This window comes from Pantoea leporis (assembly GCF_028048155.1).
Taxonomy (GTDB): domain Bacteria; phylum Pseudomonadota; class Gammaproteobacteria; order Enterobacterales; family Enterobacteriaceae; genus Pantoea; species Pantoea leporis.
On the sequence record NZ_JALMEU010000007.1, the window covers coordinates 13,431 to 30,531 of the forward strand.

At 54.0% G+C, this 17,101-nt stretch carries 12 protein-coding genes; 6 read left to right on the plus strand and 6 right to left on the minus strand.

The features are described from left to right. Window positions 1–302: 302 nt before the first annotated feature. Window positions 303–5,033, plus strand: coding sequence for an Ig-like domain-containing protein (locus tag MWH02_RS16865; RefSeq protein WP_271461088.1), 4,731 nt, complete (start codon window positions 303–305; stop codon window positions 5,031–5,033). 62 nt (window positions 5,034–5,095) lie between these two features. Here the strand turns inward: MWH02_RS16865 and MWH02_RS16870 are convergent, their stop codons facing one another. From MWH02_RS16870 to MWH02_RS16880, 3 genes are all read right to left on the minus strand, one after another. Further along, window positions 5,096–6,265: a Gfo/Idh/MocA family protein gene (locus MWH02_RS16870; RefSeq protein WP_271461089.1), complete on the minus strand. Its 1,170-nt coding sequence runs from the start codon at window positions 6,263–6,265 to the stop codon at window positions 5,096–5,098. 10 nt (window positions 6,266–6,275) lie between these two features. Further along, window positions 6,276–7,199: a TIM barrel protein gene (locus MWH02_RS16875; RefSeq protein ID WP_271461090.1), complete on the minus strand. Its 924-nt coding sequence runs from the start codon at window positions 7,197–7,199 to the stop codon at window positions 6,276–6,278. Window positions 7,200–7,346: 147 nt separating this feature from the next. Continuing rightward, a complete protein-coding gene (locus MWH02_RS16880; RefSeq protein WP_271461091.1) occupies window positions 7,347–8,375 on the minus strand; it encodes a LacI family DNA-binding transcriptional regulator in 1,029 nt (342 codons plus the stop codon). A gap of 318 nt (window positions 8,376–8,693) precedes the next feature. Between MWH02_RS16880 and MWH02_RS16885 the strand changes: the two genes are divergently transcribed. From MWH02_RS16885 to MWH02_RS16900, 4 genes are all read left to right on the plus strand, one after another. Beyond that, a complete protein-coding gene (locus tag MWH02_RS16885) occupies window positions 8,694–9,575 on the plus strand; it encodes a sugar phosphate isomerase/epimerase family protein (protein ID WP_007888450.1) in 882 nt (293 codons plus the stop codon). A gap of 141 nt (window positions 9,576–9,716) precedes the next feature. Continuing rightward, window positions 9,717–10,736 carry a LacI family DNA-binding transcriptional regulator gene (locus MWH02_RS16890; protein ID WP_222211658.1) on the plus strand — a complete coding sequence of 340 codons (1,020 nt, stop codon included), beginning with the start codon at window positions 9,717–9,719 and terminating at the stop codon, window positions 10,734–10,736. 101 nt (window positions 10,737–10,837) lie between these two features. Beyond that, window positions 10,838–11,719, plus strand: coding sequence for a glutathione-dependent disulfide-bond oxidoreductase (yghU, locus tag MWH02_RS16895; protein ID WP_137385013.1), 882 nt, complete (start codon window positions 10,838–10,840; stop codon window positions 11,717–11,719). Further along, the gene (locus MWH02_RS16900) at window positions 11,719–12,009 is read left to right on the plus strand and encodes a DUF1330 domain-containing protein (RefSeq protein WP_192235922.1); all 291 of its coding nucleotides are present in this window, start codon (window positions 11,719–11,721) and stop codon (window positions 12,007–12,009) included. Before yghU ends, MWH02_RS16900 begins: the two co-directional genes overlap by 1 nt. A 45-nt stretch (window positions 12,010–12,054) precedes the next feature. On the opposite strand, the gene MWH02_RS16905 is transcribed toward MWH02_RS16900, so the two are convergent. After that, a complete protein-coding gene (locus MWH02_RS16905) occupies window positions 12,055–13,506 on the minus strand; it encodes a methyl-accepting chemotaxis protein (RefSeq protein WP_271461092.1) in 1,452 nt (483 codons plus the stop codon). Window positions 13,507–13,748: 242 nt separating this feature from the next. On the opposite strand from MWH02_RS16905, the gene MWH02_RS16910 reads away from it, so the two are divergent. Beyond that, window positions 13,749–14,675 (plus strand): glycosyltransferase family 2 protein, encoded by a 927-nt coding sequence (locus tag MWH02_RS16910; RefSeq protein ID WP_271461093.1) that lies wholly within the window; start codon window positions 13,749–13,751, stop codon window positions 14,673–14,675. A 44-nt stretch (window positions 14,676–14,719) separates the two neighbouring features. Here the strand turns inward: MWH02_RS16910 and MWH02_RS16915 are convergent, their stop codons facing one another. Both MWH02_RS16915 and MWH02_RS16920 read right to left on the minus strand, forming a co-directional pair. Then, a complete protein-coding gene (locus tag MWH02_RS16915; RefSeq protein ID WP_271461094.1) occupies window positions 14,720–15,967 on the minus strand; it encodes an O-antigen ligase family protein in 1,248 nt (415 codons plus the stop codon). Further along, on the minus strand, window positions 15,968–16,936 hold the full coding sequence (locus tag MWH02_RS16920) for a glycosyltransferase family 8 protein (RefSeq protein WP_101762332.1): 969 nt from the start codon (window positions 16,934–16,936) through the stop codon (window positions 15,968–15,970). It abuts the gene before it with no gap. Window positions 16,937–17,101: the final 165 nt, after the last annotated feature.

Consider the following 17,101-nt stretch of genomic DNA (forward strand, 5'->3'; position numbering starts at 1 on the left):
TTTTAGGTAAAGCGTGAAAAAAACGGCAAGTATGACGCCTGAACTGATATCGCATCAAGCCAGCGCTTTACACACTTGCCTATCTACAGGTCGCCTCGTAAGCGTATGTGTTGTTGTCCATCTAGCGGTATTTTCGTCCTATCCCCCTTTTAATCTTGTTCCTCGCAAGTCGTTCCTGCCTTGCTTTTTTCAAATCACTTAAAAGGTTTAAGACCCGTCTCAAGCGCTAACAACTTCTCCCCGCGTGAGAATTCCCCCTCACCTACTTCATGACCCCCTTTTAGCCAAAACACGAGAATTTTATGGACAACACACGTTCGTCAGCGTCACGCGCCGATGCCTCATCCCGCTGGATGCGACCGCTCATCTTTACCCAGATTGCCGTCCAGGTGGGCATGGCACTCACACCCTTTTGGGCATTATCTGTTGAAGCCGCCATCCGTCCGGGCGAAGAGACCTCACTCAGCAGCGCTGCCCAGCAGGCCAGTGGACTGGCTGAGGCGCATCAATCCGGTAACCTAAGCGGCTATCTCAGCCAGCAGGTCACTGGCGCCGCCGTAGGCCAGGCGCAAGAATGGCTAAAACAATGGGGAACCGCACGCGTCGAGCTTGGCACGGATGAGCACTTTAAGCCGCAGACTGGCTCGTTTGACCTGCTGTTACCGCTCAATCAGACGCCGGACCGCCTATTTTTCGCTCAGCAAGGCCTGCGCAATAAAGACGGTCAATTTACTGGTAACCTCGGTCTCGGCCAGCGTCACTTCACTAGCCGCTGGATGTTTGGTTACAACGCCTTTTACGACCAGAACATTAGCCGCAGCCATAAACGAATGGGCATTGGTGCCGAAGCGTGGCGCGACTATCTCAAGCTTTCCGGAAATGGTTATTATCGCCTGAGCAGCTGGCGCAACTCTGTAGATGTTGAAGATTACGATGCTCGCCCGGCAAACGGGTTCGACCTTCGGGCCGAGGCCTGGCTACCCGTCTACCCGGCGATTGGCGGGCGTTTTATGTACGAAAAATACTACGGTGAAGAAGTTGCATTGTTCAGCAAAGAGAGGCGCCAAAGTAACCCTGCTGCCTTCACCGCAGGTTTGAGCTATACCCCGGTGCCATTGGTGTCGTTCACACTGGACCATAAAGCCAGTGGTCATCAGCGCGAATCCCAATTAGGCCTCCAGTTCAACTATCAATTGGGTCAGACGCTCAGTAGCCAGCTCGATCCCAGCGCCGTAAATCTAAACCGCACTTTAGCTGCTAACCGTATGGCGCTGGTTGAGCGTAATAACAATATCGTGCTGGAATATCGCAAACAGGAGCTGATTCAACTTGGCCTGCCGACCGAAATCAATGGCCGCAGCGGTAAAACCGTGGCTCTGAATTACAAGATCATCAGCAAGTACGGTCTGGCATCAATTATCTGGAACGACGCCGCGATCGTCGCTGCGGGTGGTCACATTCAGGACCTGGGTAACAACCAATACCAAATCGTGTTACCGCGCTTTATCGCTGGCGGCCATAACCGCTATACCCTAAGCGGCGTGGCCATAGACACACGTAATAACCGTTCGAAAGTTTCCTCGACTGTGGTCAACGTCAGTAGCCCGGCGATAAATGCCAGCACTAGCACGCTGAGCGCCTCGCCTGCCACTTTGCTTGCCGACGGTAAGGCCACGTCGCAGATCAGCATCCTGCTGCGCGATGAAAACGAGCAGCCAGTGACCGATGTGGCTGCGTCCATCGCGCTAAGTGCTACCGAGTTGAGCAACGCCCCGGAGAAAGCCGGTGTTGGTGCTCGCCCCAGCACCCATGCGGCTACCGCTGCCGCGAAGACGCCGGTGTTGAGTGCTGTCACAGAAAAAGGCAATGGCGAATACCTCGCCACGCTAACCGCCGGTACGCGTGCAGCAGACGTTAAACTCAGTGCCACCATCGATACGCTGCAACTGAGCCCGCTGACCATTAAACAAATTAGCGACACCGGTAGCGCCACCGTGGCTGACGGCGATCTACGTCTGACACGGGATAATGTAGTGGCCAACGGCAGTGCCATTGCTCGCGCAGAAGCTCGCGTGACAGATGCTATGGGCAACCCGGTTGCGGGTGTGACCGTGACCTTTGCATTGAGTGGCTCCGCGCAAGTCGCAGCAGGCAGTAGCCTGACGGCCATCAGCGACGACAACGGCTTGGTGGTAATAGCCTTTACCGATACCGCGGCAGAAACCATTACAGTTACCGCGTCTACCGCCAACGGCAGCGCCAACGCCCTGGCGAATTTCATTGCCGACGCATCCACCGCCGCACTGGATAGGAGTAACCTTACAGTTGATCGAACCACTGCCATCGCCAATGGTAGCGATTCTGTCACTTTCAGCGCGCTGATTAAGGATGCCAATGGCAATCCAGTACCGGGCGTGAAGCTCAACTGGCACAGTAACGGTGGTGCATTGAGTGCTGCTGTGAGTCAGAGTGGCAAAAACGGTATTGCCATCGTCACCTTGAAAGATACTGCGGCGCATGATGTGCAGGTACAGGCACAGCTTGGCACGCAGGCCGCCGTGGATGCACCCGTCATCAGCTTTACCGCCGATGCCGCTAGCGCCACCATCGACGCGCGCGACTTTATTGTGGATAAAACCAGTGCCGTGGCCGATGGCAGCGATCTCGTGACTTACACCATTACTGTGAAGGACAAAAACGGAAACCCGCTGCCCGCACAAGTTGTAAACTGGCAGACCTCACTCGGAACACTTAGCCAGACAACAAGCGTGACAGGGCCAGACGGCAAAACCCAGGTCACGCTGACCTCAACCCAAATGGGCCAGGCGGGTGTAAGCGCAGCGCTGGTTGGCAAACCCGCGCTAAGTGCCGTCCTCGTGACTTTCGCCGCCGATGCCAGCAGCGCGCGAATCGGCAGCGGCGATCTGACCGTGGATAAAACCACCATTGTGAGTAGCGGCACGGATGCAGCACGCTTTACGGCGGTGGTTAAAGACGCTAACGGCAACCCAGTGGCGCATCAGCAGGTCAACTGGACCAGCAACCTTGGCAAACTCAGCGATGCAACGTCTGTCACCAACGTCAACGGTGAGGCCACGGTTACCTTCACCGGTACCACTGTAGGGTCGGCGCAGATCATCGCTGCGGTCAACGGCAACCCGGCAAATGCACCGAGGGTAAACATCGTCGCCGACGCGGCATCGGCCCGTCTGGACAGCGGTGATCTCACCGCCAACAAAACTAGCGCGCTGGCTAACGGCAGCGACAGCGTGTCTTATACGGCACGGGTCATCGATGCCGCCGGTAACCTGGTGAGTGGCGTAACCGTTGGATGGAGTAGCGATCGCGGCACGCTGAGCAGTGCGGCCAGCGTGACTGGTCCGGACGGTAAGGCAACCATAACGTTAACGTCTACGGCTGCAGGTAACGCGCAAGTAAAGGCGGTGGTGAACAGCCGCGCAGCGGTTAATGCGCCGGTGGTTGACTTCAAGGCTGACGCCGCTTCGGCTAGCATCAGCGACGGTGATTTAACGGTAAACAAAACCAGCATCACAGCGGGCACTCTTGACATGGCGATCTTCCGCGCCGTAGTGAAAGACGCCCACGGCAACCCCGTAGCCAACCTGCCTGTGTCTTGGGCAACCAGCGGTGGAACGCTGAGCGGTACGACGTCTACCACCAATACCGCTGGTGAGGCCACTATCTCACTCACCGCCACATTAGCAGGCACCGTGCAGGTTAACGCTCGCGTCAACAGCAGCGCGGCTGTGAATGCACCGCCAGTGACGGTGACGGCAGATACCGCCAGTGCACAAATCGCCAATGGCGGTGTGACGGCGGACAAAGTCAGCGCCATCGCGAATAGCGGTGAGAAAATTACTTACAGTGCAACGATTAAGGATGCCTATGGCAACCCGCTGAGCAATTTATCTGTGAGCTGGAGCACCGACCGCGGCAACCTGGCGCAGAATAGCAGTAAAACCAACGTCTCAGGCGTGGCGACGGTAACGTTAAGCTCAACGGTTTTGGGAGCAGCTATCGTCACGGCGCAGCCGGGTAGCGGCACGGCGGTGGCGGCGACGGCGGTGGAGTTCACGGCGGAGACCAGTAGCGCCAGCCTTAACGCCGGTGATCTGATCGTGGATGCACGACAAATTCCAGCGGACAACACCAGTAAAGCGACCTATACCGCACTGGTGAAAGATCGCTATGGCAATCCCGTGAAAGGGCTGCTTATCAACTGGACCACCAACTTTGGCCAACTTAACGGGCAAACACAGCGCACAGATGATGAGGGAAAATCGCATAATACCTTGCAATCAGGTGCACCAGGCAAAGGGATTGTCAGCGTGAGTGTCGGAGCCAACGCGCCAGTTACCGCACCGGAAGTCGAATTTGTGGTCGATAGCTCCACCGCCACGATTACATCAATGCAAACCTCTAAAAACGCGGTATACGGTTTTGGTGGCGAGAATCCAGTGATTAGCGTGGTGGTAAAAAATGCGCAAAATCAGGCGGTACCCAATTACAAAGTTAACTGGTCGACCGATATTGGTAGCATCGATAGCGAATCATTCACTGATGCTACAGGTACGGCGACCGCCACTCTTGATAGCTTGCATGTGAACAGCAATAAGAGACAGGGCACTGTTCAAGCGTTGCTGGCTAACACTTCTCAGAAAACGATCAGTCAGACCATTACTCCGGTATACAGAGCCGGCAATCATCAATACCTTGCCCTTGCCTATGACTCGACTGGGGTAACACCGCCTGTTCAGGAGGTGAGAGATTTTTGTAACAATATGGGTGCCCATCTAGCTGGTTCCGCAGAATTGGCCGTATTTGCCCAGGAAGGCGGCGACTTTGTTGAAGCCAGAACGCTGTTAACACAAAGTGGATTCATCAGCACTTGGTATGCATTGAGTGATAGCTGGAAAGGCCTCAAAGGCAATTTCGATTCCACCCTAGGCACCGTAGGAGATATCGCCTCAAAATCAACAGCTCCTACTGTTTACATTGTTTGCACGCGATAAGTCATTCGGTATGCTCATTTTGGGTCGGCTGGACATGCCGACCCATTTTCTTTACCGCCCCCTTAGCACGTCACCCACACTGATCCCGCATCCGCAGACTTCACGCACTGCTCCACCCATCGCACGCCCATCAAACCGGCATGCGCGCCCGGATACCAGAAGTCTTTCAGGAATGCCTGATCGCCACGATCGGTGGCATCCATTGCCAGCGCAAAACGGCGATAGAGATTGGACCAGGCTTCAAAAAATCCTTCCGGATGTCCGCCGCCAATACGGTCGTCAGCCAGCGCACTCGGATGCAGATAACCCATGCCGCGCTCGAGAATCTGCACCGGCTCGCCCTGCACTTCATAGCGCAGCTGATTCGGCTGCTCATCCCACCACTCCAGGCTGGCTTTCTCGCCGATCACCCGCACCTTCTGGCCGTGCATCGAACCGCAGTTCACCGCCGATACCCACATAGTGCCGACTGCGCCGTTGTCGTACTCCATCATCACGAAGGCGTTATCCTCCAGCGGCGCACGGGTTTTGACAAAGCTCTGGCGGCTGCACAGCAGGCGTTTGATCTGCAGATGCGGCACCATGGTTTCGGCGATAAACAGCGGATGCGTCGCCAAATCGCCCAGCACATAGCTCGGCCCGACGAAGCGCGGATCGACGCGCCACTTGGTGCTCTCGTTCTGCAATTCTACCGCTTCGTTATGGAAGCCGTGCGCGAACTGCATGTTGATGATGCGGATCTCACCCAGCAAACCTGCGGCAATCATTTCGCGTGCCTGATGAATCAGCTGATGTCCGGCGTAACCATAAGTCACACCGATGATTTTCTTCTTCTCAGCACACAGCTGTTCCAGCTCATCGGCCTCGGCAGCGGTGAAGCACAGCGGCTTCTCACACACCACATGGAGACCCGCATTCAGTGCGGCGCGGCAGATGGCGAAGTGCGTGTTATTGGGTGTGGCGATCGACACCGCTTCGATGCCGTCGGCGCGCGCCGCTTCTGCCGCAAACAGGGTTTCGTAATCTGCGTAGCAGCGATCGGCTTCGATACCTAGCGAAGTGCCAAAGGCGCGGCCGCGCTCGGCGTTGATATCGAATGCGCCTGCCAGCAGCGTGAAGTTGTTATCACGCGTGGCCGCCGAACGGTGAATGTAACCAATCTGGCTGGTGCCGCCACCGCCAACCATGCCCCAGCGCAGCGAGCGATCGAGAGCTTTAATGCCGTTGATCATGTTGTTCTCCTCAGAATCCGACCGATTGCAAATAGTGCAGGCTGGCGGTGACGTCACGCAGGCTGGTGTCGGCATCACGCGGATCGCGCTCCTGCTCGACGGTGATCCAGCCCTGATAATTGCGCTCCGCCAGGAAGGCGCGCACCGCTGGATAATCAATTGCCCCTTTGCCAATCGGGCACATCACGCCTTCTGCGCAGGCGGCAAAGAAATCGACGCCGCGCGCAATCACGTCGCGCCATACCGCATCGTTAACGTCTTTGAAGTGCAGATAATCGATGCGATCCCAGTAGCGGCTGAGGTAAGGAATCGGATCCATGCCGGAGTAGTACAGATGGCCGGTGTCGAGGCACAAACCAGCGACTTCATGCGGAATGTCTTCCACCAGCTGTTGCAGCTCGTCGGCGAACTCAATGCATCCGCCGGCATGCGGATGGATCACCGCACGCACGCCGTATTCGTTCCAGGCAATCTGGCTCAGCGTGGTGATGTGCTGCATCATGCGCTGCCACGCTTCAGCTGACAGGCGCGGCGCCTTGGCGGATTGACCGGCGTATTTGGCGCGTTCTGGATTACCGAAGTCGATAATCACCAGATAAGGTGCGAGCTTGTTGTCCGCATGGGTTTTGGTCGCGGTCGGTACCAGAGACAGGTTACGACAGATGTTGTGCGTCAGTTCAACCATCGCCGGGAAATTGGCTTCACTCACCAAATCATCAAAAATGGTGCCCGCCACCAGCGACAAGTCGTGCGCTTCCAGCTGCTGACGCAGTTCGGCAGGCTCAACCGGCAGATAGCTCCATGGGCCCAGCTCAATGCTTTTATAACCGGCCTGCGACGCTTCACTCAGGACTTTCTGCCACGGCGGCAGGAAGGGATTTTTCGGGTCATCAACGCCCCAGCTACAGGGCGCGTTAGCAATATGGATAGTCATGATCGTTCCTTGAGGTAGTGGATGGCGCAAGTATCAAATAAATATTTCATCATCAACAACCATGAAACATTCATTTTTTGATAGCGATCATAGTATTTCGCATCATTAAAATGATAGAAAATATATCAAATACAGCAACGACGCGGCCTACAGGTTTTCACGCGTGACGATATCAAACGGCAGGATGATCTGGGAGAAATGATCGCCCGGCTGCGCATGATGCTGCTGCACCATCTGCGCCAGACGCATGGCCATTTCGTCGATGCGGTTGCGGATCATCACCGTAATGGTGCCATCAATCAGCGCCAGCTCGCCCTCTTTCACCGGACCGTGACATATCAACGCCACCTTACGCTGCGGATGCTGGCGCAACGCATGAATCACACCCTCAATGCCGCCGCAAGGCGCGAAGATCAGCGCCAAATCGGCATGTTCTTCCAGTAACTGACGCGTGGAACGGTAGCCGCCATCAATCGATTCGTTGGTCTTCAGCGGCTCCAGCACGCGTCGCGCGCTGTCCTGTTCACGCAGATAGGAGCGGAAACTGATCTCATTGCTCTCCTGACAGATAAAGCGATGGTCGCCCACCAGCACGCCGACCGACCCCGGCTGATGCAACAGGTGCGTGGCAATCCACGCGGCGGTGCGTCCGGCTTTCTGGTTATCCAGACCAACGTAACCGGCGTGACCGCACGGCGAAAAGTTGGAAAACAGCGCATAAACCCGCACGCCCTGACGCGATATGTTTTCTATCGCATGGCGAATCAGCGGGTGGTCCAGCGCAACTAAGCCAACCGCATCCACCTGCCCGGCCAGCGCATACAGCGAGGCCACCACCGCTTCCACATCATCAATGTCGTGCCAGGTAAAAAGCGGTTCGCTGCCTGCCGGATGAAACGGCTGCGTATGCTGGCGCAGCGCATCAGTGAGGGAATGATAGAACGAGTAGGATTTTGACAGCAGGATAAAGCCCATGCGCAGCGTCACGCTGGCGGCAGGCGCGGTGCCGCTCAGCAGCGGCACATTGCCGATGCGATAACCGAGGCGATTAGCGGTTTCCAGCACCTTCTGCTCCGTTGCAGCGCGCACCGGTGCACGACGATTTAACACGCGATCGACGGTCGCCACGCCAACCCCGGCGGCGGCGGCAATCGCGGTCATGGTGATTTTACTCATGCGCTACTTCCCTGAATGAAATGATAATAAATTATCAAAAATAATGCCTTAACCTGCGGTAAATCACCAATCATCCCGCACAGAAATCATCAGTAATTGGCTTCGAGTGATAGAGAATCTCTCATTATTTTGATCGCTCTCGCAAAAATGAAATAACTCATTTCATCTTAATACCATTCAGAATAAATGTTTGATATTCATGTGCGTATTCAAAGCGGTCCGGCTGATGGTTTCACATCAGAATACGTGATGAAGCGCGTAAAAAGATCAGTATGGTCATCATCAAAGTCCGCACCGCTTAACGCTCAGGAGAAAACAATGAAAATCGCTTTTGATGTGGATGTAATCAGGGATCTCGGCATCACGCGCATGGTGCATCAGGTGGCGGAATGGGGCTACAAGTACATCGAGCAGTCGCCGCACCCGCAGATCAACCCGTTTTATAAACATCCGAAAGCCAGCCGTGAAATCATGCGCGAATACAAAAACGCGCTGAATGCCACCGGGCTGGAGATCTCCTCGTTCATTACCGTATATCGCTGGTCCGGCCCGGATGAACTGCGTCGTCAGGCGGCGGTGAAGAACTGGAAACGCATGATCGAGATTGCCGTCGAAATGGGTGTGCAGGTGATCAACACCGAGCTTTCGGGCAATCCCAACGAGCCAGAAATTTGTGAAGAGATGTTCTATCGTTCGATGGAAGAGCTGCTGCCGATCATCGAACGTGAAGGCATCCGCGTCGAAATTCAGGCGCATCCGTGGGATTTCTGCGAGCAAAGCAACGAAACTGCAGACATTGTGAAGTCGTTCCGCAGCGAAAACGTGAAATACATCTACAGCGCACCGCACACCTTCTATTACGACAAAGGTGTGGGCGATGTGAAGAACATGCTGCATTACGCCGGCGACGATCTTTCACATATGCTGATCGCCGATACCATGAACCACACTAAGCACTGCCGTTATATCGTCAACCCGCCAGGCGTGGATGCCACCATCCACCAGCACGTGGCGGTCGGTGAAGGCGAAGTGAATTTCGATGCGCTGTTTGAAGCACTGCGCGAGATGAATTTTGCCAACCGCACCTTTAAGGTTGGCGGCGAGTCGATTATCTCAGCGGCGCTGTTCGGTTATCCGGAGAAGATGAAGTATCAGGCGGTGGAAACCCGCGAACTGATTGAGCGTGAGCTGTTGGGATAGTTGAGTGCGCGCTGATGCCCTCACCCTAACCCTCTCCCACCGGGAGAGGGTTAGGGATGGTGCGGCTTGCTCGATTGATCCCTTCTCCCGCTGGCGGGAGAAGGTTAGGATGAGGGCCCGCTCTATTGGAATGCACGCAACATGAAAGCAGTGACGCTGGCCGAGCTGGCAAAACAACTGGGCGTCGGTGTCGCCACGGTTGACCGGGTACTCAACGATCGCGGTGGCGTATCGCCCGCCATGAGCAAAAAAATCCTGCAGGCAGCGCGTGACGCCGGTTTAAAACGCATTTTGCCCGAGGAGCATCGCCATCCGTGGCAGATCGAAGTGCTGCTCAGCGGCAACGCCTCCTTCTTCTTTCAGCAATTAGCGCAAGACTTTGCCAAACTCGCCGACCAACTCGGTTATCGCCGCCTGCGTCTGCATCGCACGCTGATCCCGGAAAATGCACCGGAAAAACTCGCCGCACACATCACCACCAGCAGTAAAAAGATGGATGCGCTGATCGTCTTCGCCCATCAAAACCCGCTGATCTACGATGCGCTCGCCGCCTGTAAAGCGCGCGGCGTGCCGGTGATCACGCTGGTCGCCGATCTGCCCGATGCCGCGCGGCTGTGCCACGTCGGTATCGATCAATACAAAGCCGGGCGCACCGCCGGTTTGATGCTCGGTAGCATGCTGTCGCAGCCGGGTGAAGTGGTGTTGATGAGCGGACGCGCGGATTACGCAGCCCACCGCCTGCGCATTGAGGGCTTTCAGGCGGTGCTGGCCGAACGCTTTCCGCAGCTGCGCCTGCGCGAGATTCTTGCCGGTCAGGATGAGCGCGAACGCATCAGCCGCCTGTTAGAAAAAACGCTGGCCGCCTCGCCGCCGATTGTCGGGCTGTATAACACCGGCATTGGCAACACACAGGTGCACGAAGCGCTGGCGCGTCATCGTCTCGACGGTAAAGTGCTGTACGTCACGCACGAGTTGTACAGCACCACACGCCGACTGTTGCAGGATCGCGTGCTGAACCTCACCCTCGATCAAAACACCCTGCGCCATGCTCAGCTTGCCTTAACGCTGATGCTGCGGCATCTGGAAGAGGGCGACATCCCCGACACCTATCAGCCTGGTAGAGTGGACTTTATGCTGTTTACGCAAGAGAACTTTACATAATCGGACTTTGCGTCCCACCGCCAGCGCGGTTAAATCGCCTGTATCACGCGCTGCTACACTCAGTAGCAGCAAAAATACAATCACAACAAGGCGAAACCACTATGTCGGAACATCAGTATCAGCCCGCGAAAGTCTGGACCTGGGACCCGGAAGCCAAAGGTAACGGCGCGAAAACCAACCGTCCAACCGCCGGGCCGACGCATGACAAAACCTTGCCGGTCGGCAAACATCCGCTGCAGCTATACTCGCTCGGCACGCCAAACGGCCAGAAAATTACCATCCTGCTGGAAGAGTTGCTGGCGGTGGGTGCCAAAGACGCCGAGTACGATGCCTGGCTGATCCGTATCGGCGATGGCGATCAGTTCTCCAGCGGTTTTGTCGATGTAAACCCGAACTCGAAAATCCCGGCGCTGAGCGACCATTCCGTCACGCCACCGCAGCGCGTGTTTGAATCCGGCAATATCCTGCTCTATCTGGCCGAGAAGTTCGGTCACTTCCTGCCGACCTCGCTGGCAGGCCGCACCGAAACCCTGAACTGGCTGTTCTGGCTGCAAGGTTCTGCACCGTACCTCGGCGGCGGCTTTGGCCACTTCTATCACTACGCGCCAGAAAAAATCGAATACGCCATCAACCGCTTCACGCTGGAAGCTAAACGTCAGCTGGACGTGCTGGATCGTCAGTTGGCCGACCATCGCTTCCTCGCCGGTGACGAATACACCATCGCCGATATCGCCACCTGGCCGTGGTACGGCAATCTGGTGCTGAACAACCAATATGGCGGCAGCGAATTCCTTGATGTGCAGTCGTACAAAAATGTGGTGCGCTGGGCAAAAGAGATTGCCGAGCGTCCGGCGGTGATTCGCGGGCGTAAAGTGAATCGTGCCTTTGGTGCCGAGCCGCAGGATCAGCTGCTGGAGCGCCATGATGCCGCCGATTTCGATAACAACACTGAAGACAAACGCCAGGCGCGAGGAGAGAAATAATGGCTGCATATGTGGTGTTTATTAAGGACGAAACCTTAGACCAGGACGAGCTGACGACGTATGCCGAGAAAGCCGGACAGGCGCGCGGCGACCATCCCATCACCCCGTTGGCGTTTTATGGCGCCCTGGAAACGCTGGAAGGCCCGGAAGCGGAAGGCGTGGTGGTGCTCGAATTCCCGGATGCTGAGGCGGCGAAAGGCTGGTATTTCAGCCCGGCGTATCAGGAAGCCAAAGCGCATCGCCTGAAAGGCGCGAAATACCGCGTGCTGCTGGTTAATGGCGTAGAGTAACTAACGTAAGGTCGCCATTCATGGCGACCTTTGCAAAGGTCACGCTTACCCCAACTTAAATAACGAAATCGCCTGCTTCAGCGCATTGGCCTGCTGCTGTTGCTGCTGCGCCACTTGCAGCGTTTCGGCCACGTGCTGCACGTTATGATGCACGCTGTGATCAATGCTATTGATGCTCTGCTGAATCTGCTCAATGCTCAAATTCTGCTGCTCACTCATCGCCGACAGTTCCGTCACCAGCTGCGATAACCCGCTAATACTGCTGTGAATCTCGCGCATGGTTTGCGCCGCATGCTCCACCTGCACGGTGCCGTGTTCGGTGCTGGTGGAACTGGCATCCATCAGTTGACGGATTTCGCGTGCCGCACTTTCGCTGCGCATCGCCAGATTACGCACTTCGCTGGCGACCACGGCAAAACCGCGTCCCTGATTACCGGCACGCGCCGCTTCCACCGAGGCGTTCAGCGACAGAATGTTGGTTTGAAACGCAATGCCGTCGATCAGCTCCAGGATGATCTTCACCCTTCTCGACTCTTCGCTGATTTTCTCCATCGAGCGAATCGCCGACTGGATATTCTCTTCACCACGCGTCGCCACCGCGCGGGTTTCACTCGCCAGCTCGCACGCGCTTTGCGCTTTGTCCCGGGTTAAGCTGGCAGCGATACTGATTTCGCTCATAGCGCTGGCCGCCACTTCCAGCGCTTGCGCCTGCTCGTCGGTACGCGTCGAGAGCGCGGCGTTGCGCTCCAGAATGCTGTCGGATTCCGCCAGCAGCTGACCGACGCCGTCGCTGACCTGATGCAAAGTGCCGTGTAGGATCCCAAGCGTAGTACTGAAGGTGCGCGCGAACGGCGTTTCACTCTGCTGAGTATCGGCACGCAGCGTGAGATAACCGGCTTGCTGATTAATGTGTGCCGCCAGTTGCGCCACTTCGCTGGCCGAGCGCGCATCCGCTGCCATCTGGCGTGCAATCACCAGCAGCATCGCGGTTTGCACCACGACAAACAGCGCGTGGAAAAACACCATGTCCCAGCCGGGATGATGAAACACCACCACGCCAAACAGATCATTTTCCTGCAGATAATTGAATAACACATGATGCGTGGCTGCCGCCGCCGCGCCCATCACTAACGGGCGCACATCTCGCCACGCCAGCAGCGCCGACATCAACACAAACACCGAGAAGTGGTACTCGGTTGCGCCACCGCCAACCTGAATAAGCAGCCCAGCCCAGCCGATTAACAGCGCGGATAAGACCAGCCGCGACGTGAGCGTACCGCGCAGCGCGGTGCCGAAAAACGTCGCCAGCAGCGCCAATACCAAACCCGCAATTAGCGCCACCAGCACGCTGTCATTGAGCCAGCCAACGGCAAGTGCAATCGGCAACAGCGCCCAACTGAGGAACACCGCCAGGCTATCCGCGCGCTGTGCGATACGTTTGAGCGAAACCATCTCCACCGGCGAAGCCGCCGGGCCTGACAAGGGCGTTGCGATCATGACATTTTTCCACACCAGAAGTTGATCGTAGAGCCCCAAAATCGTGGGGCAAAGCGCACGGACTCAGTGGTAAAAAACATCGGCAAGGCGGGAGGAAAGTTTAGTTGTGCTGATTAACGACGCGCAGAGCTGTGAGTATGATTACCTAAACCATGCAACACAATTTCATTCCCTTCAGCGTAGAAAGCGATAGACTTGTTAGCAATGAATGCTCTCAGAACATTAACGGATAGATGCTAACTATGGATTCACCTTGCACTCTCAGCGTCCTGGTCACGGCTCACAATTGCGAAAAATACATTGTTGAGACGTTAAACAGCCTCAAAAAGGCCTGCTCTGGCGTTGAGGATGCGGTCGAGGTTGTGGTGGTGAATGACGCATCCACAGATAACACCAGCGCGTTGCTGCACAGCTTTGCCGCTTCATTCAGCCAGGTGAAAATCTTTGACGTGATGTTCCGTAACATCGGCAAAGTGAGAAATTTCGGCGTCAGCAAATGCAGCGGCCATTTTGTCACGATGCTGGATGGTGACGATCAGCTTTTGCCGAACTCTTTTGCTGACATCGTGCAGTTTTTGCAGGCGCAACAACCCGATATTCTGCTGGCGCCGCTGAATGAAATTTATGAAAAGAAGACCAAACTACACCAGTGGAAAGGTTTGCAGGTTAACGCCTTGTCGCAACATCAGGTGATTGAAAAATTCCTTATCCATCGTGATATCCAGGCGCATTTTATCGGTCAGTTTATTAAACGCTCGCTGTTGGAAGATAACCATTTCCCTGACTTCAGTTGCTACGAAGATGCGTATTTATTCCCCTCGATTCTGAGAGCCAGTCAGACGATATTTTTAGCGAAGCAGAGCCCGTATCTCTATTTCAAACGAGAAAAAAGTCTCTCCAGCGCGCTGGATGCCGATAAAATATCGATGCTGATCAAAGCCACGCAACAGATGGATAATGTGCTCGGTGAAAGCTACCGCAACCTGCTCGCTTGTCACTGGATCAATCTGGCGCATAAGTTTTATCCGCTGATTAACGATGAACATGAGAAACAGGTGGTGAAGCAGGCGATTGAAAACGTCTCTTTCGTTTCATTTTTGCTGGACAGTAAAGTCAGATTTAGTTTGAAGAAAAAATATCTGAGAATGAAATTGCGGAGAATGAACTGAAGCGTTGAGAAAATCGGTCGCCTTCAATGGCGACCTGACAAATATTAGATATGCGTTCGGGGCTTATGCTGCATCAGCGCATAGCTCATAATAATCGATGCCATCAGAATAAACACTGAACTGCTTTGAATCCATACGGTATCAGTCAAACCGAATATAAAAATGGAAACAGGAAGCAGCGCAACATCCAATGCCCGACGACGTATTGCCGCCACAATTAAACCGACATAAAAAAGAATCAGGGTGACAGCACCCGCGATACCTTGCAGCGAAAGCGTTTCTAAAAAATCATCGTGCAAGTGATACATCACATTTTTATAAGCCTCAGGATTAGCGCGTTCATAGGTTTTAATATAAACGCGCGCTTTATCCGTTCTGTCATCCGGACTTTGCCCCAGCAGCGACCAGGAAACGCTGTGATAGCCACTTTTCCAGATCGAGAAGCGCGCACCAATTGAGGTATCATTATTTTTCTGATAGCTGTCTATTTCGTTCTGGATGTTGTCCAACCGATGCATAATGGAGCTGGGCATGAAGAACAGCCCCCCCGCAATGCAAAGAACTAAAATCACCAGCGAATATTTTCCTGCCCAGCGATGAACCAGATAAAAACAGAGCAAGTATAAAACGGGCAGCACCAACACCGCCGCACGTGACTCAGTGAGAAACATCAGCAGCATATTCACCACAAAGATAGCGGTGAACAGCAGGATTTGATTAAGGCGGCGAACTATGACCTTATTCACAATAAACAGGGCAGTTAATGCTAACGCCGTCATCAGGTATGAAACGGTACCGGCTGAATCGGTGAGTAATTTAATGCGTTGCTGCGTCTGAGCATGTTCGTACCAGCCGGCGCCCAGCGTCAGCAGCAAGCCAAATATTAACAAGCACACGCTAATGCGCAGGACTTTCGCTGACAAACAGTGACGCCACGCAATGAAAAAATAGCTGACAAAAGCGGAGATAATGAAAAGTTTACCGCCCTGAAAATAGTTATCCACTACATCGCTAAAATAGGCATCGGCATAAACACGCGACCATATTACCCTGACTATGCCCAATAATAGAATGGGAATAGCGACGATGAAAGCACTCTTATCGATAATGAATTTTCTTTTTATTCCCTGGGCCAGCAGAAAAAATAGCGTTAAATAACCCACCAGATAAAATGTTTTCTTAGGATATGCGGGGATAACTAACGAGGTCGCAAATGCCAGGGTTAACAGCAGAAAGCACAGCTGATAAATATTGCTTTCGGTTAACAGCGGCTTTAAACGTAAAGTCTGCACTCAAAAATACCTCATTTTAAAATACTTAATGCGCCAATAGAGTGCCGGCATCCATTGATGACTACGGAACAAAAATTTGTACATTCTCTTCGCTTGTTGCGCGTTTTTCGGTGTTTCAAAAGAGACGTCGGCTAATGGTGAAATCTGATAAAGATCGCGATAGTAATGGCCAACGTGCTGTTGATTCCACCGCTGCCAGGGTTTATCGGCACCCGCATAATGCAATAAGCAGGTATTTTTCGGCACATCCTGTGTATAACCGCTATCATCGTGTGAGAGCATATTAATGGTGTTAAAGCGCGTTTCCGTAAATATCACACGGTCCTCAAGCAACGTATTCAACGCATCCTGATCAAGATACTGGAATTGTTTTCCCTTTTCGCTAAGCAAATTAAAAGCGCGTTCACTGATCTGCTCGCGGTTCCACTTTTGAACATCAATCAGCATCATGCCGGCATTAAAATAGCGCTTTCCACGCAAGCCCACCTTTTCAGCCAACTGCGGTTGCAATGCCTGAATCTCGCCAACCACCAAGGCAATAACGTCAGCTGGCATGGCAATCTGCCATAATTCATCAAGAGGATTCAGACACACCATATCGGCATCGAGATAAAGCAATTTAGTGGCATGCGGCAAGATAAGCGGAGCGAGAAAACGATAATAGGTCGCGCGAGTGAACAACTCTGTGGTAGGGAACGCGCTAAACAAACTATCCTGAATATGATGCAGCGTTAACCCATGTGGCGATCCAGCGAATATTTTTTCCAGACGCGCAGTATCAACTGCAGATATTTCCGAAGAGATAAGATGAAAGTGATAACGAACATCATTGGCATGCTTGATTATCGACATGATGGTAATCAGCGAGTGGCCAATGAATTTACCATCAACACCAAAAAAAATATGCCGGTCGCTGTGCGCGGGAAAAAGGTGCTGAGAATTTATGGTGTTGAGAATCTCTTTATCCATCCTGCACTTCTCTCCGGTCGAAAGCATGCGTTCTGTTAATGCATCATGCCTGAGCAATCATTAACCAGAGACAATTCTGGTTGCAGCCGGAGTTTATCAGTCAGAGTTAGGCAAATAAAGCGAAGTGGAGGAGGAATAAATCGGGTTTCCAGCGTAAAACTCTCC

Bases quoted from the DNA above. Each gene is read 5' to 3' on its own strand.
- MWH02_RS16865 (WP_271461088.1), top strand. From the start codon at position 303: ATGGACAACACACGTTCGTCAGCGTCACGCGCCGATGCCTCATCCCGC.
- MWH02_RS16870 (WP_271461089.1), bottom strand. From the start codon at position 6,265: ATGATCAACGGCATTAAAGCTCTCGATCGCTCGCTGCGCTGGGGCATG.
- MWH02_RS16875 (WP_271461090.1), bottom strand. From the start codon at position 7,199: ATGACTATCCATATTGCTAACGCGCCCTGTAGCTGGGGCGTTGATGAC.
- MWH02_RS16880 (WP_271461091.1), bottom strand. From the start codon at position 8,375: ATGAGTAAAATCACCATGACCGCGATTGCCGCCGCCGCCGGGGTTGGC.
- MWH02_RS16885 (WP_007888450.1), top strand. From the start codon at position 8,694: ATGAAAATCGCTTTTGATGTGGATGTAATCAGGGATCTCGGCATCACG.
- MWH02_RS16890 (WP_222211658.1), top strand. From the start codon at position 9,717: ATGAAAGCAGTGACGCTGGCCGAGCTGGCAAAACAACTGGGCGTCGGT.
- yghU (WP_137385013.1), top strand. From the start codon at position 10,838: ATGTCGGAACATCAGTATCAGCCCGCGAAAGTCTGGACCTGGGACCCG.
- MWH02_RS16900 (WP_192235922.1), top strand. From the start codon at position 11,719: ATGGCTGCATATGTGGTGTTTATTAAGGACGAAACCTTAGACCAGGAC.
- MWH02_RS16905 (WP_271461092.1), bottom strand. From the start codon at position 13,506: ATGATCGCAACGCCCTTGTCAGGCCCGGCGGCTTCGCCGGTGGAGATG.
- MWH02_RS16910 (WP_271461093.1), top strand. From the start codon at position 13,749: ATGGATTCACCTTGCACTCTCAGCGTCCTGGTCACGGCTCACAATTGC.
- MWH02_RS16920 (WP_101762332.1), bottom strand. From the start codon at position 16,936: ATGGATAAAGAGATTCTCAACACCATAAATTCTCAGCACCTTTTTCCC.